The 19,209-nt window shown below is 66.1% G+C and carries 15 protein-coding genes; 9 read left to right on the top strand and 6 right to left on the bottom strand.

Annotated elements, in window-relative coordinates; genetic code table 11:
- The first annotated feature begins 181 nt into the window (after positions 1 to 181).
- Both RF638_RS08965 and RF638_RS08960 read left to right on the top strand, forming a co-directional pair.
- Complete coding sequence (locus RF638_RS08965) at positions 182 to 511, top strand: hypothetical protein (protein ID WP_368841796.1); 330 nt, start codon at positions 182 to 184, stop codon at positions 509 to 511.
- A complete protein-coding gene (locus RF638_RS08960) occupies positions 508 to 693 on the top strand; it encodes a hypothetical protein (protein WP_368841795.1) in 186 nt (61 codons plus the stop codon). Before RF638_RS08965 ends, RF638_RS08960 begins: the two co-directional genes overlap by 4 nt.
- A 258-nt stretch (positions 694 to 951) precedes the next feature.
- Here RF638_RS08960 and RF638_RS08955 read toward each other — a convergent pair whose 3' ends face one another.
- The gene (locus tag RF638_RS08955) at positions 952 to 5,937 is read right to left on the bottom strand and encodes a helicase-related protein (RefSeq protein WP_368841794.1); all 4,986 of its coding nucleotides are present in this window, start codon (positions 5,935 to 5,937) and stop codon (positions 952 to 954) included.
- A gap of 107 nt (positions 5,938 to 6,044) precedes the next feature.
- Entirely contained in the window at positions 6,045 to 6,437 is a 393-nt protein-coding gene (locus RF638_RS08950) for a TnpV protein (protein WP_368841818.1), read from the bottom strand.
- An 893-nt stretch (positions 6,438 to 7,330) separates the two neighbouring features.
- Between RF638_RS08950 and RF638_RS08945 the strand changes: the two genes are divergently transcribed.
- On the top strand, positions 7,331 to 7,630 hold the full coding sequence (locus RF638_RS08945) for a type II toxin-antitoxin system RelE/ParE family toxin (protein ID WP_303383352.1): 300 nt from the start codon (positions 7,331 to 7,333) through the stop codon (positions 7,628 to 7,630).
- Positions 7,631 to 7,661: 31 nt separating this feature from the next.
- A complete protein-coding gene (locus RF638_RS08940) occupies positions 7,662 to 8,750 on the top strand; it encodes a HigA family addiction module antitoxin (protein ID WP_303383351.1) in 1,089 nt (362 codons plus the stop codon).
- Between the two features lie 257 nt (positions 8,751 to 9,007).
- Here the strand turns inward: RF638_RS08940 and RF638_RS08935 are convergent, their stop codons facing one another.
- Complete coding sequence (locus tag RF638_RS08935; protein ID WP_368841793.1) at positions 9,008 to 10,063, bottom strand: serine hydrolase domain-containing protein; 1,056 nt, start codon at positions 10,061 to 10,063, stop codon at positions 9,008 to 9,010.
- Between the two features lie 233 nt (positions 10,064 to 10,296).
- Here RF638_RS08935 and RF638_RS08930 point away from each other — a divergent pair, with 233 nt between their 5' ends.
- The 5 genes from RF638_RS08930 (at position 10,297) to RF638_RS08910 (ending at position 15,452) form a co-directional block, all read left to right on the top strand.
- Positions 10,297 to 11,697: an IS1380 family transposase gene (locus RF638_RS08930; RefSeq protein WP_368841792.1), complete on the top strand. Its 1,401-nt coding sequence runs from the start codon at positions 10,297 to 10,299 to the stop codon at positions 11,695 to 11,697.
- A 315-nt stretch (positions 11,698 to 12,012) separates the two neighbouring features.
- Complete coding sequence (locus RF638_RS08925; RefSeq protein ID WP_317815301.1) at positions 12,013 to 12,615, top strand: recombinase family protein; 603 nt, start codon at positions 12,013 to 12,015, stop codon at positions 12,613 to 12,615.
- Positions 12,616 to 12,617: 2 nt separating this feature from the next.
- The gene (locus RF638_RS08920) at positions 12,618 to 14,072 is read left to right on the top strand and encodes a Mu transposase C-terminal domain-containing protein (protein ID WP_368841791.1); all 1,455 of its coding nucleotides are present in this window, start codon (positions 12,618 to 12,620) and stop codon (positions 14,070 to 14,072) included.
- Positions 14,072 to 14,884: an AAA family ATPase gene (locus RF638_RS08915; protein ID WP_368841790.1), complete on the top strand. Its 813-nt coding sequence runs from the start codon at positions 14,072 to 14,074 to the stop codon at positions 14,882 to 14,884. The genes RF638_RS08920 and RF638_RS08915 overlap by 1 nt, the downstream gene beginning before the upstream one ends.
- 97 nt (positions 14,885 to 14,981) lie before the next feature.
- On the top strand, positions 14,982 to 15,452 hold the full coding sequence (locus RF638_RS08910; protein WP_368841789.1) for a hypothetical protein: 471 nt from the start codon (positions 14,982 to 14,984) through the stop codon (positions 15,450 to 15,452).
- Positions 15,453 to 15,783: 331 nt separating this feature from the next.
- Here RF638_RS08910 and RF638_RS08905 read toward each other — a convergent pair whose 3' ends face one another.
- From RF638_RS08905 to RF638_RS08895, 3 genes are all read right to left on the bottom strand, one after another.
- The gene (locus RF638_RS08905; RefSeq protein WP_109222883.1) at positions 15,784 to 16,173 is read right to left on the bottom strand and encodes a heavy metal-responsive transcriptional regulator; all 390 of its coding nucleotides are present in this window, start codon (positions 16,171 to 16,173) and stop codon (positions 15,784 to 15,786) included.
- Between the two features lie 107 nt (positions 16,174 to 16,280).
- Positions 16,281 to 17,669, bottom strand: a complete 1,389-nt coding sequence (locus tag RF638_RS08900) for an FAD-dependent oxidoreductase (RefSeq protein ID WP_129701478.1) — start codon at positions 17,667 to 17,669, stop codon at positions 16,281 to 16,283.
- Positions 17,670 to 17,756: 87 nt separating this feature from the next.
- On the bottom strand, positions 17,757 to 19,106 hold the full coding sequence (locus tag RF638_RS08895) for an NAD(P)/FAD-dependent oxidoreductase (protein WP_109222881.1): 1,350 nt from the start codon (positions 19,104 to 19,106) through the stop codon (positions 17,757 to 17,759).
- Between the last annotated feature and the right edge of the window lie 103 nt (positions 19,107 to 19,209).

The raw sequence follows: 19,209 nt of genomic DNA, 5'->3' as shown, positions 1-19,209 counted from the left end.
CCCCCACAGCGTGGGCCCCACACGACCAGTGTGCCACCGCAAAGACCAACGGGCCAGCGGGACGCCTGTTTTATGTGCCATAAAACATAGCTTTGCTCCGCTGGGGCACCACGGGTGCGAAGCGCCGGCGGAGCACCCGTGGACTATGGAACGCACCGTGTGCGCCCGTTAAGGTGGGGGCATGGCAAAGCTCACTGACCCCCAGCAGACAGAGGAAGCCGCGCAGCGGCTGCTCAACGACCGGATGGACTACATCCGCCGGGCGATCACGGCACGCGGCGCCCTCAACGAGGCCCGCGAAGCGCTCAAGGAGGCAGAGAAGAACGACGTCCAGGCGTTCCAAGCCGCAGTGAACAACGGCGGCTGGACCGCCGACGAACTGAAGAAGATCGGGCTGGCGGCACCCGATAAGGTGCAGCGCGTACAGCGCCGGCGAAAGGCCACCTCGACTTCCTCGGACACTCACGCCTCGTCCGCGCAGAACGGCGGCGACACCGAGCCGGAGCAGTGACGGCCAGCCGCTGGGTTCTTGCTACCTGCTACGGCGTGCTTCTGCTCGTTTCCATCATCTTGATGGCCAGAGGCTCAAAAATCGGATTGTTCTCCGGTCTGCTTCTGGTGGTCTCGCTGCTCGTCATCTGGCGCGAAGCACGCCAGATTCGAGCGGACCGCGAGTTGGGCAACCGCGGCTGAGTTCCTGGCCCCGTGCCCACATGGGCACGGCAAAAGCTCTCTCGCTCCGCGGCTTTTCCCGCACCCATATGGACAGCGGGGACCCCATCTGACCACCCGACCACAGCCGGCAGGTCACCTCACGCCCGCCCGTGACCCTTCCGTTCCCGCCGACTGTGGACGGCTTCCCGCACACGTGGTCACCACGCAACAACGGTGCCCGCTCCCCCAGTGGGGAGCGGGCACCGTCCGTCTGAACAGACCAAGCAGAGCGAGGATTTACAGCTCCAAGCCGCCTTGCTGGGGACGCTGCTCGTCGTGCCGCCGCGCCACCTCGAGCGGACGCCCGGAGCCGTTTCCACCACTGCTGGCACTGCTGCGACCCGCGGCAGGGGCGTCGGGGAAGTTGATGCGCATCCGTTTCTTCAACGCCTCCAGCTCCGGATCCAAAGTCGGTTGCGGCGTCTCTTCTCCGCGCATCGCGCGCCCGATCCGTTCGACCTCCCACCGGGCGGCCTCCAGTGCGTCCTGGTGCTTGAAGGGAACCTTCAGCGCCTCACGGGCGTCGACGACTTCCTGCCGGGCGGAGGCCAGTCGAGCTTCGCGCTTGGTGACTTCCTCCGGCAGTGCCCGCACCTGGTTCTCCAGCCGTTGGATCATCCCCACACTCGGATTCAACGACGTCGCCCGGGTGACTTCCACCGCCACACCGGGGGCATCATCGATGCGCAGCTCCACCGGCGACGCACTCAGGTCGGCCAGGTTGCCTGGACGCTGCACCACCCGGATGTCGTGACCACCGATGCACCCGGCGACTCCGAGGTCGATCTCTCCGGCCCTCGGCGGGCGCGCGGTGGCGTGCACCCCAGCCCACCGCTGCCACGCCTGCGCGGCCTCGCTGCGCTTGTCGTAGGTGCGCCCGTCGATGGTCATCCGGAACTTCTCCCCGCCGAGCTCATCGGTGGTCCGCTCCGCGGCCGCGCGGAGCACGGGGATCTCCTGCTCGAGTCCATCGGCGCGCGACTGGGCGGCGTCCTTGCGGAACACCAGCGAGGACTGGTTGCGGTGCCAGGCCCGGTTCAACCGCTCCAACCGGGCCAGTTCCTGGTCGGCTTTCGACTTCTCCAAGATCAACGGATTGCCACTGGAGATCGCCTTCACCTCGGCGAAGGACAGCGTGTTGTCCCCGACGTCCTCGATCTCGCGCACGTCCAGGCGCCCGCGCATGATCTGGTCGATGAACTTCGACTTCCGCTCCAGGGTCTGCCACATGAAGGTGTCGAACGAACCCTTCGTGACCACCTGCGAGATGGCGACCTCCGGGTTCTGATTGCCCTGCCGGATGATCCGCCCGTGCCGCTGGGCGATGTCGGCCGGGCGCCACGGGGCGTCCAGGTCCACCAGGTGCACCGCCCTCGCCTGGATGTTGGTGCCCACCCCCATCCTCTGGGTCGAGCCCATCAGCACGGCGATGTCCCCAACACGGGCGGCGGAGAAGAACCGGCCCTTCTCGGCATCGTTCTTCGCCTCGTGCATGAAACGGATCTTCTCCGCCGGGATGCCCCGTTGCACCAGCTGGTCCTTGAGTTCGTCGTAGACGTTCCACTTCTCCGTCGATGGGGTGCTCTGGTCGCAGAACACGATCTGCAACGCACCCTTCGTGGGGTGCTCCTCGCCGCTGGCCGGATCCAGGAACACGTCATCCTGGTGCTCCTGGTGCACCTGGGCGATCAGGTCCGCGGTCACGCTGACCTTGTTCTCCGCCACGACCGATCCCAGCTCGGGATCCACCAGGCGCATGTCCAGGGCGGCCTTGCGGCCATCGGAGCTGACCTTGAGCATGTTGTCATCGTGCCGGTCCACCAGCCGGGCCTGGATGGCCTCAGCGCGCCGACCAATGTCCTCGATGTACGCCTCGAGCTCCGCCGATGCCTCCACCGGGACCATGCGCGGCAGGCGCGCCCCGTCGTCTCGCTTCACCAGATCCGGGGTCGGCAGCTGCAAGTCCTCGGCGGTCTTCACGTCGGCGAAAGTATGGAACATCTTCAGCAGCTCGGGCACGTTCTGGAACTTCGCGAACCGCTCCTTCAGCTTGAAGTTGTCCCCGCCGGCCACCGACAGTTCCATCTCGGTTACCACCTGACCGAAGGTCGCCGCCCAGGTGTCGAAGTCGTGGATCCCGGCCCGCTCCAACAGCTCCGGGCCCAGGTAGCGCTGCATCACGTACATCTCGGTGACCGAGTTGGCGATCGGTGTCGCGGTCGCACCGGTCATCACGCGGTCTCCGTGCTTGGCCCGTAGGTACTCGACCTTCATGTGCAGGTCAGTGGCTCTGCCCGACCCCGGATCAATGGCCGCGTCTTGGATGTTCGACGGCGTGGAGAGGTTCTTGAAGTCGTGGAGCTCGTCCACCACGAGGTAGTCAATGCCGGTCTGCTCGAAGGTGATCCCCGGATCGGTGACCCGATCCATCTTCTCCTTCAGCTTCTCTTCTTTCGCCTGCAACCGGGCTTCCATGCGCTTGATCGACATAGTGTCCGCCCCGCTGGCGGCTGCCCGTTCATTGGCGGCTTCCAGCTCGGCTCGCTGACGCCCGATTTCAGAAAGGTTGTAGGCGCTTTTCGACTCAGGGGACAGCTCGATGCGCTCGAACGCGGTGCGGGTCATGATGATCCCATCCCAGTCACTAGCTGCTGTGCGGGCGACGAACACCCGCCGCTTCTCACCCTTCAGATCAGCCGAGGAGGCGGCGAGGATCTGCGCCTGGGGGTAGAGCTGCAGCCACTCCCGAGTGAACTGCTCGAGCATGTGGTTGGGCACCACCACTACCGGTTTACGGGCCATCCCCAGTCGGCGCAGTTCCATCGCACCCATCACCATCTCGGCGGTCTTGCCCGCCCCCACCTCGTGAAAGAGCCCCACCGAGGGCTCCGAGAGCATCCGCGCCACCGCCGCCCGCTGGTGCGGGCGCGGGGTGAAGTCCTTGACCAGCCCAGGGAAGCTCAACCGCTCCCCCTCCACGGTGTAGTCACGCAGCACGATGGAGTTGAACCGCCGGTTGTACTCATCCACCAGCCCGGCCGCCCGGGCCGGGTCCTCCCACACCCACTCACTGAACCGCTCCTGCATCAGTGCCGCCTTCTCCTGGGCGGCCGTGGTCTCGGTGGCGTTGACCACCCGGCGATTACCCTCGGGGTCGGTCGGGTCCGGGTCGGTGACCTGCACTCGACGCTGCTCGGCCAGGTTCTTGAAGATGTCCCCGGCAGCCATCCGCTCGGTACCCCAGTCGTTGCGGGCAGCGAAGACATGGCGGCTGGCTTTCACGTCCCAGTTCGCGCCACTGATCCGGTCCACCCGGGCGGAGGAGTCCTTGATGATGTGGCGCAGGAACTGCTCGTGAATCTGAGGGGACACCCACACCGCCCCGATCCTCGCCTCGATCTCATCGGCTCCCAGCGGGGCCGGCAGCACTGCTTCCAGTGCCTCAACGTTGGCTTGGAACCGCTCATCGGCGACTGAGGCGGCCCGGGCCGTGTCCAGCTTCTCGCGCACGTCCCCGGACAGGTACTCCGCACGGGTCTCATAGACCCCGTCCTCCCCTGGCACTTCATAGACCAGTCCTCCCAGGGACTCCCGCGCCCCGGCCTCATCGGTGCCCAGCAGGGCCGCGACATGGGCCAGGTCCACGGCGCCGACCGTGTCCAGGGTGACGGCCAGGGCCTCATCGGCGGTGTCCACCCCGAGCACGGGCTTGCGCGGCTGCACCTGCCGCTGCGACAGCAGACCAGCCGGAGCCGCAGTGCCGGTGCCCTCGTCGAAGTGCTCCAGGGCCAGCACGAGCGGCCCGAACGGATCATCCCCCAGCAGAGCCACCGCCGGCGGGGTGATGCGGGCCAAGATCTCTTCACCGGCCTCATTGGTGCGCCCGGTGCGGCGTTCGGTGAACCGGTTGATCGGCCCGAAGCGATCCGCATAGGCCCGGTAGCTGGCCGCCAGTTGAGCCCTCAAAGCGTCCAGCTCCGGGGTGTCATCGACGTTGGCGGCTTCCAAGGTCAGCACGGCACGGGCTTCGTCACGCAGGCCCAGCAACGCCCGAAGCTCCTCGTGCCGGGTACGTGCCACCTTCAGCGGCGCGTGCACCTTCTCGATCATGACCTGGGTGAAGCCTTCCGCACCGCGATCAGTGATGTGCCCGATCTGCTCCTGCTCCCCCGCCGGGATCAAGGCAGCGACCTCGAGCCCCTGCCCGCCACCACGCTCGGCCATTCCACGCCCAGCCGCCACGGCCTGCTCGGTGACCTCCGCCAGCTGCTCACGCAGCCGGGCCCCTGTGGCCGTCAGGTCATCCGCGCGCACGGTCAAAGTGGCGGAGCCGTACATCCCGTTGCCGATCATCGGCTCACCGAGCACCCGCTCGGGGTGGTCGAGGAAGTAGGCGTTCATCCGCCCCTGCGCCCCATTCAGTTCCACCGGGACGGTCTCCACCCATCCCTGATCCAACGGCTCCTCTCCGGGCAGACGGCGGCGGAAGATCAGCACGTCGGTCAGCGCGTCCGTGCCGGCGGCACGCCGGTGGGCGCCGGTGGGCAGACGGACCGCCCCGAGCAGATCAGCGCTCTGCGCCATCTCCCGGCGCGCTGCGGGGTTCTGCGCATCCAGGGTGGAGGCGCTGGAGAGCACCCCGACCACCCCACCGGGCCGGGTCAGGGCCAAGGACTTGAGGATGAAATGGTTGTGCATCGAGTGCCCGCCCGCGTTGTGCCGCGGATCGTGCAGGGTGTTCCGGGAGAAGGGGACGTTACCCACGGCCGCGTCGAAGATCCCACCGGGCATCCGGGTGTCGGCGAACGACTCCGTGCGGATGGTGGCTCCCGGGTAGAGGGCCTGGGAGATGGCTGCGGTGACCGGGTCCAACTCCACCCCCGTCATCTGCACCTCCTCCGGGGCCAACCCGATGAAGGTGCCGGCACCGGAACCGGGCTCCAGCACCTGCCCACCCTGGAACCCCAGACCAGTGAGGGCGCCCCAGACCTCGGCGGCGATCGCCGGGTCGGTGTAGTGGGCGTTGATGACCGTCCGGCGCGCGGCCGCGTACTCGGTCTCATCCAGCAGCTCGCGCAGCTCCGCCCGGTCGGGCTCGTACTCGGGACGGGACTCGTCGAAGATCTCCGCGACCCCGGTCGCACCCCAGGACCCCCACCGGGCCAACGTGGCGCGCTCAGCATCGGTCGCCGCCCGCTCCTCGGCCTGCAAGGTGCGCAGCACGCGCAGCGCGGCGAGGTTGGCCCTAAAGCGTGCCTGGGCACCAGAAGGGGCCAGATCGTCCTGGGCCCGGGGAACGAACCACCCCGGACCCTCAGACTCAACCGGGACTACGCCTGTTCGGCGTCCTTCCGGGCCACCTCGTCCCAGTACTGGCGGTCCTCCTGGTTCAGCTGCTCCACGACCCGCAGCATCTGAGCCACCCCGGTCTCCTCCTCGTCCTCCTCCTCCGACTCCTGCTGCACCGATTGCTCCGGGGTCAGCATCTCGGCGCGCACGATCTCCTCGGCCTGCATCTTCGACGCGTTCAGCCGACCTACCTTCTCCAGGTAGGTCTCCCCCACCGGGTCCGGGCCGGCCAGCTCCATCATCAGATCGCCCACCCGCTGGGTCGCCTCCTCCCCCAGCCTCTCGAACCACGCCTCCGGATCCGGGATTAGGGCGTACTCCTCGGGCGCGGTCGTCCTCCACGCTTCCTGAGCGAACTTGCCGTACGTATTCATCACGAACCTCCTCGGGTTCCGGGAAGAGAAAGGCATCAATGCTCAACTGCCCCTCAACTTGTTTCCTCTTGCGGTCTCGGGCCATGGGGGGATCTCCTGAGTGCGATCGGGAATCTCCCTCTCACGGTACCGGGCCACCCGTACCCATGGCGCAGGCGATGGTGGACTGAATGATCTCAGGCTTCGCCGGGATGCCTTCGGCGTGCGCTGCTCCCCGAAAAGAAGCCCACGTCTCTCACTCACCCCATGATCTCTAGCTGCCGCTTATAGCCTCGCGTGCCCACGGCGCCGGCCAGAAGATACCTGGCCTTCTGTGGGAATGGCCGAAGGCCCCTGGTCGCATGTATCAAGCCATGTGAACCAGGAGCCTTCTCGACGCCACGAGGCCCTCGTGGCCGTTGAACTTCGTCCACCACCAGCCTCTGCCGAAAGCGACCTTGGCAGCAGCTGGTCATGAACGAAGTGCCCGCAGCGTCCACCGGTGCGGCTCCGCCATCACACCTGCTGCGTGATTGTCCCCCCGGGGTTCTCACGCCCCCAACGCGTCGTGACAAAGCGCCCCGTAGTGGAGGAACGCGTCACCGGCGTCGAGTTCGACGTCCCAGGACCGACACGCTCCGTGGTGGTCGTGCGCGGCGACCGTTTCGCATGCGCCTTAGTTACGAACCGCCCCGTCTTCGAGCTACGCGCTACCGAACGCCCCTTACTCATCATGTCCATCCTTCCCGCCAGCCTCGACCGGCGACTTGGTCCGACGCCGCAGTCCGGCGTCGACTGGAACTCTAGTCGTTTCAATACTTCTCGGCAAGGGTGATGCACGGTAGTTGAGTAGTGGTAAAGTAGGCTGTGTCCGGTCCCTGGGGAGCACAATCTCTGGAGAACGGAGTCAGCATTTGCGTATCGAGTACGAGGACGAGGATCTCCGCTGCCTGGCGGAAGATCCGGGCTTCGTGCACCCCCGGCTCAGTGGGGAGCTGGTCAAGGCGTACCGCAAGAGGATCGACTCCATTTCGGCAGCCAATGATGAGCGGGATCTGAGGGCGTTGAAGTCGTTGCATTTGGAGAAGCTCCGGGGCAACAGAGACGGCCAGCACTCACTGCGCCTGAACAAGCAGTACCGGCTGATCGTCCGATTCAGGACGGAGCCGGCCGGGCGGACGACGGTGGTCATCGAGATCGTTGACTACCACTGAGTCCGACGTCCGTGGAGAGGAGAAGAGCACCATGAGCATTGCCCAGGCCTTCCCGGTTGGTGAGCATCTGGAAGAAGAGCTCGAGGCACGCGGATGGTCGCAGGCCGAGTTCGCTGAGATCATCCAGCGTCCCACCCAGTTCGTGTCTGAGGTGATCAGCGGCAAGAAAGAACTCACCCGCGAATCAGCCGCTCAGATCGCAGCGGCCTTCGGGACCAGCACCGAGTACTGGCTGAACCTCCAGAATCGGTACCTGCTGTGGCAGCAGTCCCAAGACCAGGGCCTGCAGAACCAGCTCACCGACGTCCAGCGACGCGCCCGCCTCAACGACCTGGCACCCGTGTCGTTGCTGCGTAAGCGCGGGATCATCGCCGAAGGATCTCTCGCGGACACCGAGGCACAGATCATCCAGCTCTTCGAATTGCCCACCATCGACGATGAGCCCAAGTTCAAGGCCGTCGCCCGTCGCAGCAACGAACACGAAGAGACCACCAAGCTTCAGCGAGCCTGGCTGGCCGTCATCAAGAACAAAGCCCGCAGCCAGCAGCTACCGGCCTTCGACTCGTCCGACTTCGCCGCCTTTGCCCGGCGGATTAGTCAGATGGTGGCCACCCCTGCGGCATTCGCCTCCCTTCCGGAGCAGTTCCGCGAGTACGGAGTCGCCCTCCTCTACGAGGAGAGCTTCCCCGGCTCCAAGCTCGACGGGGTGTCTTTCCTACAAGACGGAAACCCCGTCATCGCGCTGTCTGGGCGGGGCAAGAGACTCGACAAGGTCCTTTTCACGCTGCTACACGAGGTCGCGCACATCCTCAATGGCGACCTCAAAGAAGGCGAAATCCGCGTCGACACCGGCATCAACGAAACCGCCGACACCCAAGGGCTCGACGACCAGGAACGAGCCGCCGACCAACTCGCCGCAGGGCTAACCTTTCCCAATCAGGAGTTCTCCGAGCCGCCCAGCCGCGTCCGCAGCGCCTGGATTCAAGCCGAAGCAGACAAGCACCACGTCCACCCCATCGTTGTGATTGGACGCCTGCAGAAAATGGGAAACCTCGACTGGCGCACTGTGCTTGCCAAGGGGGCTCCCACTGTCGAACTACAGCTGGCCAGCTGGAAATGACATTCCTGAAGGCGGTATTTCTCGTGCTCCGGCGTGTCGGATAACCATGACGGGAAAATGGCGGAGTGTCTCACAAACGTTCCAGTAGATGGCTTCGGCCATTATGGATTATTGGGTTGTGACTCTCAACTTCATTTGGCGGGTTCTCTCACCTTCGCATGGCGGAACTCTCGGCGATTCGGAGAGCTCCGAGCTTTCGAGGTCTCTCAGGCACTGCACTACCGAGGCCCCGGCAGTACCGTGTATGTGCGAACACGTCAGCTGCTCAGCAACAATGTCTCGCCGATCTCGTCGAGGGCGAGGGTTGTGGCTCCGACGAGGAAGAGCGCGTGATCTTGCTCGCGATCAAAGCCGATCCAGCTCGAGAATCCTCCGGTACGTCCGTTATGCCAGGTGATGGTTTGTCCCTCGATTCGAGAGGTCATCCATCCCGCGCCCACGCGGTCTGCCCCGTCAGTCGAGAAGGCAGCGACTGGGTTAAGAGCGGCGGCGCCCGGTGCGAGACCGGTCAACAGCGCCCGCGCAACTTTCGCCATGCTCTTCACGTCAGTTCGAATACCACCGGCAGGCGCATATTGCAGATCGGTCCATGCCTGCTGCGGCCGCCCGTTTTCGTCTTTGCCCTGTACGGCCTGCTCATCCAGTGCCGCTTGGCCCTCTGCTGGTATGTAGAAGCGTCCCAGCTCGAGGGGTCTCGCAATGCGCTCCCGCAGCAGTTCGGCATAGTCCATTCCGGCAGCGGCAGCGAGCGCGTGGCCGAGGGCCGCAAACCCCAGATTTGAGTAAGCAGGCTCCTTCGCTCCGATCGGCACACGGCGCAGATCTTCAACAAGGTGGACGAGGGTCCTCCCGTCGAAGGGATTCCTTGCCTGGATCGTCCTGATGATGATGCGAGCTATATCTGTCATCCCCATCGGTTGTGCTGGCAGGCCTGACCTGTGCTGGGACAACTCTTCTAACGTGATGCCTGCCGCGCCGAAGCCCTGCAGCTCGAACAGTTCACCGAGCGTCGTTGTCGGAAGAACCTCTTCGCGTTCGATGGCATCGAGATAGAGCATCCCCGTGATGCCCTTATTGATTGATCCAATTTCAAATGTCGCGGCCAGCGGGGCGCCGACGGTCGCGATTCGAGAACCGCTCCGTGTCACCGAAGCGATCCCCAGGGCGTGGACGCCTCTGGTGGGCAGAAGCTCCAGCACTTGTGCGGCGAGGGCGTCGTCACCATAAACATCTGAAGCGCCGAGGAAGTGCTCAAGCTCGCCGGGGGGCCGTCGGCACCGCGCCGCAAGCGCGATTCCCGCAAGTCCTGCCACGCACAGCAGAGCCGCGCGAACGGTCGTCGTTGAAACTGGCACCACTACCCCGGATCTGAGCACTACACAGGCCGCTGTCGAAGCAGAAGATTACTTGAGGAGTTCCACACTAGCCCCGGTGATTCACGGGGATCCGCGAATTTCCGGGGGCTGATACACCGAAGTGCTTCCTGATCAGGGGAAACTGGGACTTGTCGAAGGAACCAGATCCTCAAGCAGAAAGCACTCGGTAGGTGAAGCGTAACTCGTGGTCGTCCGGCCTGTCCGTTACTGCTGATGGTGTCGGCGTGATTTCCCATGCCGGCACCATCGCGCCCCGGTTGTTGGCCGACCGCGTCGGGCTCACCGGTGAGCTGTCGCAGGCGATAGCCCGCCGCAACTTCGTCCCGGTCCACGACCGGGGCCGGGTGTTGACCGATCTCGCGGTGACACTCATCGACGGGGGTGAGGCCATCGCCGATATCGGCGTCCTGCGTCACCAGTCCGAGGCGCTCGGCCCAGTCGCCTCGGCCCCGACGGTGTGGCGCACGCTGGATGAAGTCACCGCCGGCAAGCGCAGGAAGATCCAGACCGCGCGGGCCCGCACCCGGCGGCACGTATGGGCACAGATCCCCGGTGGTATCCCGGCCTCGCCGTGTGCGGGCCGCGACCTGGGCGACACGGTGGTGCTGGATGTGGACGCCACCATCGTGGTCACCCACTCCGAGAAGGAACACGCGGCGCCGACATACAAGCGCACCTTCGGCTACCACCCGATCGGCGTGTGGTGCGACAGCACCGACGAGTTCCTCGCCGCATCGCTGCGGCCGGGCAACGCCGGGTCCAACACCGCTGCCGACCACATCGACGTCCTGGCCCAGGCGATCGCCCAGATCCCCGCCGCTCACCGGAGGGATGTGTTGATCCGCTCCGACGGCGCCGGCGCCTCCCACGACCTGCTGAACTGGGTCACCGAACAGAACCGTGTCCGTGGTCGGCGAGTGGAGTACTCGGTCGGATTCTCCATCACCGGCCCGATGCGACGAGCCATCGCGACCTGCCCCGAAGCTGCGTGGGGGCCGGCACTCAACCCCGGCGGCGACCTACGCGACGGTGCCGAAGTCGCCGAACTGACCGGACTCCTGCGCCCCGAATGGCTGGAGCGGTGGCCTGACGGGATGCGGGTCATCATCCGCCGCGAACGACCCCACCCGGGCGCCCAGCTGTCGATCTTCGAGGAGATCGACGGGTGGCGCTACCAGGCGTTCGTCACCAACACCGCCACCGGCCAGCTCCAATTCCTCGAGGCCCGACACCGGGCTCACGCCCGGGTCGAGGACCGGATCCGCCACGCCAAAGACACCGGCCTCGGCCGCCTGCCCTCACGCGAGTTCGCTGTGAATCAGGCCTGGTTGGTGGCCGTGATGCTCGCCGCCGACCTCGTCGCCTGGACACGGATGCTCGCCTGCACCGGCGACGCCGCAGTCCTGGCATTGTGCGAGCCCAAAGCACTGCGCTACCGACTCTGGCACGTCGCCGCCCGCCTGACCCGAAGTGGACGTCGACGACGCGTGAAGATCCCCGAAACCTGGCCCTGGGCCACCGCCATCGCCGCCGTCTTCGCCACGATCGCCGCGATCCCCAAACCAGCCTGACCCCACCTGCCCACCCACGAGTAGCACCACCGGAGACCCGCCCACCGGCAGCGCCAGCCGGCACCCCGTCATACCCACCTAACCGACAGCACGCAACACCAGTAGAGCTTCAACCCCCTCACGCCCCATGAATCACCGGGGCTAGAAGAAGTCGGCGACTGTTCGCCAAACGATCGTTTCTGCTACAAGTGAACCCGAGTCTGCCGGATTTGGATACGCCGAGGTGGGCGGAAGCCTGTTCTGTAGCGGAACCCAGTCCCGGAATCTGTGTTTCTGATCTACCCACCAGCGACGGGTATTGCTACATTTATCGGTATGGGCCACGCTTTCGGGTACGCGCGGGTGTCGACTGGCGATCAAGACGCTCGCCTGCAGCACGATGCTCTTGAGGCTGCTGGCTGCTACAAGGTCTTCACCGACACCGCCTCCGGGGCATTGGCCTCGCGCCCAGAGTTGGGAAAGCTCCTCGATCAACTTCGCCCGGGTGACACGCTCGTGGTCTGGCGACTGGATCGGCTGGGCCGATCGATTCGGCATCTGATCGATCAGCTGACCGAGTTGCAGGAGCGCGGAATCGAGTTTCGCTCCCTGCAGGAAAACATCGACACCGGGTCCTCGGGCGGGCGGCTTGTGTTTCACATCTTCGCCTCGCTGGCGGAGTTCGAACGAGACCTCATCTCCGAGCGCACCCACGCCGGCCTTGAAGCCGCCCGAGCCCGTGGCCGTAGAGGTGGGCGCCCACCGTTGTTGTCTGGGGACAAACTGCGCACCGCCCGCAAGCTCTACGAGCAACAAGACATGACCGTCGCCCAGATCGGCGAGGTCCTGGGGGTCAGCCGCACCACCGTCTACCGGGCGCTGCAACGCGGGGCCGACAAGCCCCCGGCTCCGCGCCGACAGAAGTCGACGACGGCGTAGCCATGAGCGGGGGCGATGAACCTCAAGGTTCAATCGGCGCCCCCACTGGTGCGAAGACTGCCGCGGCCCGATGGCAGGTCCTACGCCAACACGTGGAGAGCGGGGTCCCGCTGACCCAGTTGGCCGCAGCCGAGAAGGTCGGGGAACGCACTCTGCAACGCTGGCTCGCCGCCTATAGAAAGGGCGGGATCGCCGCACTGGCTCCGGCAACGCCAGCCAAGCGTGGGCGGCGCACCCACCCAGACCTTGTGGCCTACATCGAAGGCCTGGCGCTGAGTACGCCTCGGCCGACCACCGCGTCAATCATCCGCAAAGCCGCCACGACCGCCACCCGCCGCGGATGGCCGATGGTCTCCGCGAGCACGGTGCGGTCCATCGTGACCGGTCTGGATCCTGGGATGCTCACACTGGCCCACCAGGGCGCGGCGGCCTACCGGGACACCTACGAGTTGGTGTGGCGCCACCGAGCCGAGCGGGCCAATGCCACCTGGCAGGCCGACCACACCGAACTCGACATCCTCATCCTCGACGCCAACGGGCGGCCCGCCCGGCCGTGGTTGACCGTCATCCTCGACGACTACTCCCGGGCAGTGTGCGGCTACATGGTCTTCCTCGGCGCGCCGTCTGCGATGAACACCGCACTGGCGCTGCGGCACGCGATCTGGCCCAAGAGCGATCCGAACTGGCCGATGTGCGGCCTGCCCGATGTGCTCTACGTCGATCACGGAACCGACTTCACCAGTCACCATCTCGCCCAGACCGCCAAGGACCTGCACTTTCAGATCATCTACTCGACCATCGCCCGACCACAGGGCCGCGGCAAGATCGAGCGAATCTTCGGCACGGTCAACACCGAACTCCTTGCCGAACTGCCGGGCTACCTCACCCGCGGTCAGCGGCACCCCGAGCCGATACTGACGCTGCCCGAACTCGACACCGCCATCGGCGAGTTCATCAGTGCCAAGTATCACCGCCGCACCCACCCGGAGACTGGCGACAGCCCCTACCGGACCTGGATCGGCGACGGGTGGCTTCCCCGCCTGCCCGAGACCATCGATGATCTCAACCTGCTGCTGCTGACCGTGGCCAAAACGCGCATCGTCCGCCGCGACGGAGTGCGCTTCCAGGGCCTGCGGTACGTCTCACCGCTGCTGGCCGCCTACGTCAAAGAACAGGTCGTGATCCGTTACGACCCCCGCGACATCTCCGAAATTCACGTCTTCCACAAGAACCAGTACATCTGTAAGGCCGTGGACCCCGATCACGCATCGACCACCGTCAGTCTCAAAGACATTCAGCACGCACGCGCAGCCCGCCGACGCGAGCTACGTGGCCAGATCGCCGAACGCATTGCCGTCGTCGCCGGCCACGAAGACCCCTCGTTTCCGGCCCCGCCGGCACCGACCCCACCAGTACAGAGGAAGACGAAGCTTCGTACCTACCTGGAGGATGACTGATGTCTCCGCAACGGTTTATCGCCACCAAACAGCACCGCAGATTCGTCGAGTTCGCCGACGCCGTACGCCGGCAACACACCATTGGCATCTGCTACGGCCAAGCCGGGATCGGTAAAACACTGTCTGCCAGACGGTATGCGAACTGGCACCAAGCCGAGCGACTCCTCGAAGAATGGGGCCCACGCGATGACTCCGATTTCCCGATCTATGCCGCGCTGGCCAGGAAACGGACAGTCTTCTACACCCCCGCGGTCCTGAGCACTCCGCGTCAGGTCAGAGACGATCTCACCGGACTGACGGTCCAAGTATCTGCGTGCATCGACGAGCATCTGATCAACACCGGCGAACTGCAGGCACGACCCAGGAACCTGCGAAAGTACGTCGAGCTGATCATCATCGACGAGTCCGACCGCCTCAATGCCACCGCCCTGGAAATGGTGCGAGACCACTACGACCGCGACAACGTCGCCGTCATCTTCGTCGGCATGCCCGGGATCGAGAAGAGATTCAGCCGCTACCCGCAGCTTTACAGCCGCGTCGGGTTCGCCCACGAGTACCGGCCACTGAGCAAAGACGAGCTGCGTTTCGTGCTCGAACGTCGCTGGCCCAAGTACGGCCACCCCCTCGACCCCGACGACTTCACCGACTCTCAAGCCCTCGCCGCGATCGCACGGATCACCCGCGGCAACTTCCGCCTCGTCGACAGACTGTTCACGCAGATGGAGCGCATCATGCAGATCAACGAGCTCAACATCATCACCGATGACGTCGTCGAAGCCGCCCGATCCACCCTCGTCATCGGCATCACCTGACACCGCCAAACGAAGCTGCGAAATCCCGCCAAACGAGGTTGAGAGTCACATTATTGGGTATTTAATTACTCTCTTATTCGCAGCACTTTTGGGAGCGTTGGCGCATGCCTACTGGCCCATTGAGCTAGGCGCCGTCCGGGTTTGGTTGTACTCGTTCTCCACGAGTGCGGGTCTGGGTGGAGTCGCGGCGCTCGGAGCAGCCTCAATCGCCTACCGGGGAGTCACCCGTTCCGCTCAGACAGCCCGGGACACTGCGCTGGCGACTGCTGAGGTGCAAAGGGCTACCGCCGAGGCCGCCCAATGGTGGGAGAATGCGCGTTGGGCGTCGGACCGCCTGCTCTCCGTCTCCACCGAGGACGAAGATCTGGAAGGTGAGGACGCAACCGTGGCCATCCTCAGCGACCGCGACGCTCTTGCCGCGATTGCGGCCCTCCAGCATCTTGGTGAGAACGCCCCTAGCGATACGACGGCGGCGTTCATCCAAGAAGTTCTTGGGACCGCCTTGGGTCTGGACACTGCAGAGGACGACCAAGCAGACTTGACTAACAGTGAGGAGGGGCAGTCGTGACGAAGAGCGTTGGACGTTCCGCAAAAACGGGTCGGTTCGTGGCGAATCGACAGGCTGCAGCCAAGGCTTACATCGCGGTAGCTTCGAAACGTCACCAACCGATTCCGGATGAAGTGAAGAAAATCGCGGGCGGCACTCGTGAGAACGGCAAGGGTCGAGGCTCCGTAGCTAGGCCGACCAGCTCTTAGACGTGGGAGCCCAGCCGAGCAGACAACTATGCTCCAGGCCCATGCCCGTGGGAAGTGGCCGATAGCCGGCCATATGTAAAGCGGTGGTAGCGCTCTTCGGATTCATCGCTGTGTTCATCCATATCTGAACATCAATGATGACCTCATAGGTAACTGCAGATTTGCTCGGCGTCGCACTGGGCGGGGTCGCCTTGGGAGGCGGCCTGGTAGTGCTCGGCCACGGAAGTCCGCAGAGCGGTGAGCTCAGCGATGTGCTGGTCGAGGTCAGTGAGTTGCTGGGCGAGCTGGGCGGCTACGTGGGCGCAGGGGGCCTGTCCGGCGTCGCGGATCTGCAGGATGTTCCGGATCTCGGCCAAACTGAGTCCGGCGGCCTTGCTGCGGCGGATGAACTGCAGGCGGGCGAGGGTCTCTGGTGGGTAGTCGCGGTACCCGTTGGGACCGCGGTGCACCGGGGGCAGCAGTCCTTGCTGTTCGTAGAACCGCAGGGCTTTGGTGGTCATGCCGGCGGCTGCGGCCGCTTCACCGATCCGCACGGTGCACCTCGATCCTGGACTGTTCTGTGGCCTTCCACGGTAGAGGAAGGTTCCGGTACCGGGCACTGCCTGACCCGGAGTCGTCGGTGGTCACCCGGAGTCGGTGGTCATCCGGGTTCGGTGCGGGCGCGGTCGGTCTCCACGGCCTGCCAACTCTTGCGGGCGGCGATCAGCACCGGGTCCCACACCGGGGAAAACGGTGGGGCGTAGGAGAGGTCGATGTTCAGCAGCTCTTCCACCGGGGTCTCGTGCCACAAAGCGACGGAGAGCACGTCGATGCGTTTGGCCGCGCCTTCTTCTCCGACGATCTGGGCTCCGAGCAGTCGTCCGGTGCCGCGTTCGGCGATGAGTTTGGTGCGGATCGGTTTGGCTCCGGGGTAGTAGCCGGCCCGGGTGGTGGAGTCGACCACGGCGGTGACCGGATCGAAGCCGGCCGCCTGCGCCTCGGCCTCGCCGAGGCCGGTGCGTCCGACTTCGATGTCGCAGATCTTGGTCACGGCGGTGCCGAGCACTCCGGGGAAGGTGGCGTAGCCGCCGCCGAGGTTGATCCCGGCGGTGCGGCCCTCCTTGTTGGCGTGGGTGCCCAGCGGGAGGCTGACGTGGCGGCGGGAGACGCGGTGGAACTTCTCCACGCAGTCCCCGGCTGCCCACACCCCGTCGATGCCGGTGCGCAGCCGGCGGTCCACCGTGATCGCCCCCGTGGCCCCCAGCGGGATCCCCGCCTGGGCGGCCAGGGTGGTGTTCGGGGTCACCCCCAGCCCGAGGATCACCAGATCGGTGGGGATGGTGGCTTGGTCGGTGACCACGGCGGTGACCTTCCCGTCGGTGGTGTCGAAGCCGGTGACGGTCTCCTCCATCCGCACCTCCATCCCGAAGCCTTCCATCGCGGTGGCGATGAGCGCGCCCATGTCCGGGTCCAGGGCCGGCAGCGGGGCCGGGGGGCGTCCGATCACGGTGATGCCCACGCCCCAGGCGGACAGGGCCTCGGCCAGTTCCAGGCCGATGTAGCCGGCCCCGACCACCACGGCCCGGCCCGGCCGGTCCCGCTCCAGCACCGTGCGCAGGGCGAGGCCGTCGTCGAGGGTCTGCACCCCGTGGATGCCGGCCGCCTCGATCCCGGGCAGTGGAGGGCGGGCCGGGGTGGCCCCGGTGGCGACCATGAGCTGGTCGAAGCCCTCCCAGGCCTCCCGGCCCCGGACGAGGTCACGCACCAGCACGGCGCGCCGGTGCAGGTCTATGTCCAGGACCTCGTGACCGGTCCGGGCGTCGATGGCGTGGTGGTCGCGGAACTGCTGCGGGGTGCGCGCGATCAGTGCCGTGGTGTCGGCGACGTCCTTGCCGATGAAGTACGGGATCCCGCAGGCGGAGTAGGAGGTGTAGTGACCGCGCTCGAACGCCACGATCTCCAACTGGTCCTGGGGCAGCTGGCGGCGGGCGGCGGAGGCCGCGCTCATCCCGGCGGCGTCCCCACCGATGACGATCAATCGTTGGGCCATGGGCTTCCCCTTTCTCGAGCAGTGCTTCGGCTTGCTGTCGCCTTCTGCAGCGGATCATGCCCGGTTGCCCGGGGCGGCGCCCAGCCCCTAGACCTCGAGCTGCTCCAGTGCGGCTTGGTAGGCCTCGTGGTAGGTGGGGAATTGGGCGATCTGATCGCGCAGGATTTCCAGCGGCAGCTGCGCCCGGATGGCCAGGGAGGCGTGGTGGATCCATTCCCCCGCCTGCGGGCCGACCGCCCACGCCCCGATCAGCACTGCCCGCTCGGCGTCGGCCAGCAGCCCCAGGTGCCCGCGCGGGTCCTGCTCGTAGGTCCACGGGCGGGCGATGGCCTGGGCCAGATCCAGCTCGGTGGCGATGGCACGGATCCCGCGCTGTTGCGCCTGCTCGGTGGTGAGTCCGGCGGCGGCGATCTCCGGGTCGGCGAACACCACCCGCGGGATCCCCTCATAGCCGGCCGGGCGCGGGCGGCCGAGGATCGCGTCGGCGGCGATCCGCCCCTGATACTTCGCCACATGGGTGAAGGGCATCACCGCGGTGACATCGCCGATCGCCCACAAGTTGTCGGCGGCCCGGGCGTGCTCGTCGATGAGCACCTCGCCGTGCTCGCCCAGACGTGCCCCGGCCGCCTCCAAGCCCAGACCCTGGGTGCGGGGGGCGCGGCCGGTGCCGAAGATCACCACGTCGGCGGCCACCTCGCTCCCGTCCTCGAGGATCACCATACTGTCCGCACCGTTCCTGTGGGCCTTGGCGGCCGAGGCGCCCAGGCGGATGTCGACCCCGGCTTCGGTCAGGTAGTCGTGGACGAGCTCCCCCACCCGGGGGTCCTCCCGGCCCAGCAGCCGGTCCCCGCGGTGGATGAGGGTGACCTGCACCCCGAAGCGGGCCAGGAACGTGGCGGTCTCCACCCCGACGGCGCTGCCGCCGATGATCACCGCCCGGCGCGGTAGATCGTGGGTGGTGTAGGTTTCCCGGTTGGTCCAGGCGGTGATCTCCTCGATACCCTCGATGGGCGGAATCACGGCCTCGGAGCCGGTGGCGATGATGATGTGCTCGGCGGTGATCTCCCGGTCCCCGACCTGGATCCGGCCCGGGCCGGTGAGACGGGCCTCGCCCCGGATCACGGTCGCGCCCTGGGCGGTGTAGCCCTCGGCCTGGGCGGAGTCGTCGAGGTCACGGATCATGTAGTCGCGGTATTCCCGGGTGGACGCCCAGTCCACCTCGGCCCCGGAGACCCCGGCGGCCTTGTGCACCTCGGTGCGGGCCTCGGCCGGGCGCAGCACCGTCTTGGAAGGGATGCACGCCCAGTAGGCGCACTCCCCACCGATCAACTCCCGCTCGATCACGGCGACGTTCTTCCCCGCCGCCAGCAGCCGGCCGGCGGCGACCTCACCACCGGGACCCATGCCCAACACGGCCACGTCGAAATGTTCGCTCATGATGCGTCTCCTTCAGATGCGGTGGATCTTTCGGCTCTGCTCATCGTGGCACCCCGTCCCATCACGGGGCAGGACGCGCGGTGCCAGCCGCCGCATGGTCGCC

This window comes from Kocuria sp. CPCC 205235 (assembly GCF_040980905.1).
GTDB classification, from domain to species: domain Bacteria; phylum Actinomycetota; class Actinomycetes; order Actinomycetales; family Micrococcaceae; genus Kocuria; species Kocuria carniphila.
This window is presented reverse-complemented; position numbering and strand designations above follow the sequence as displayed.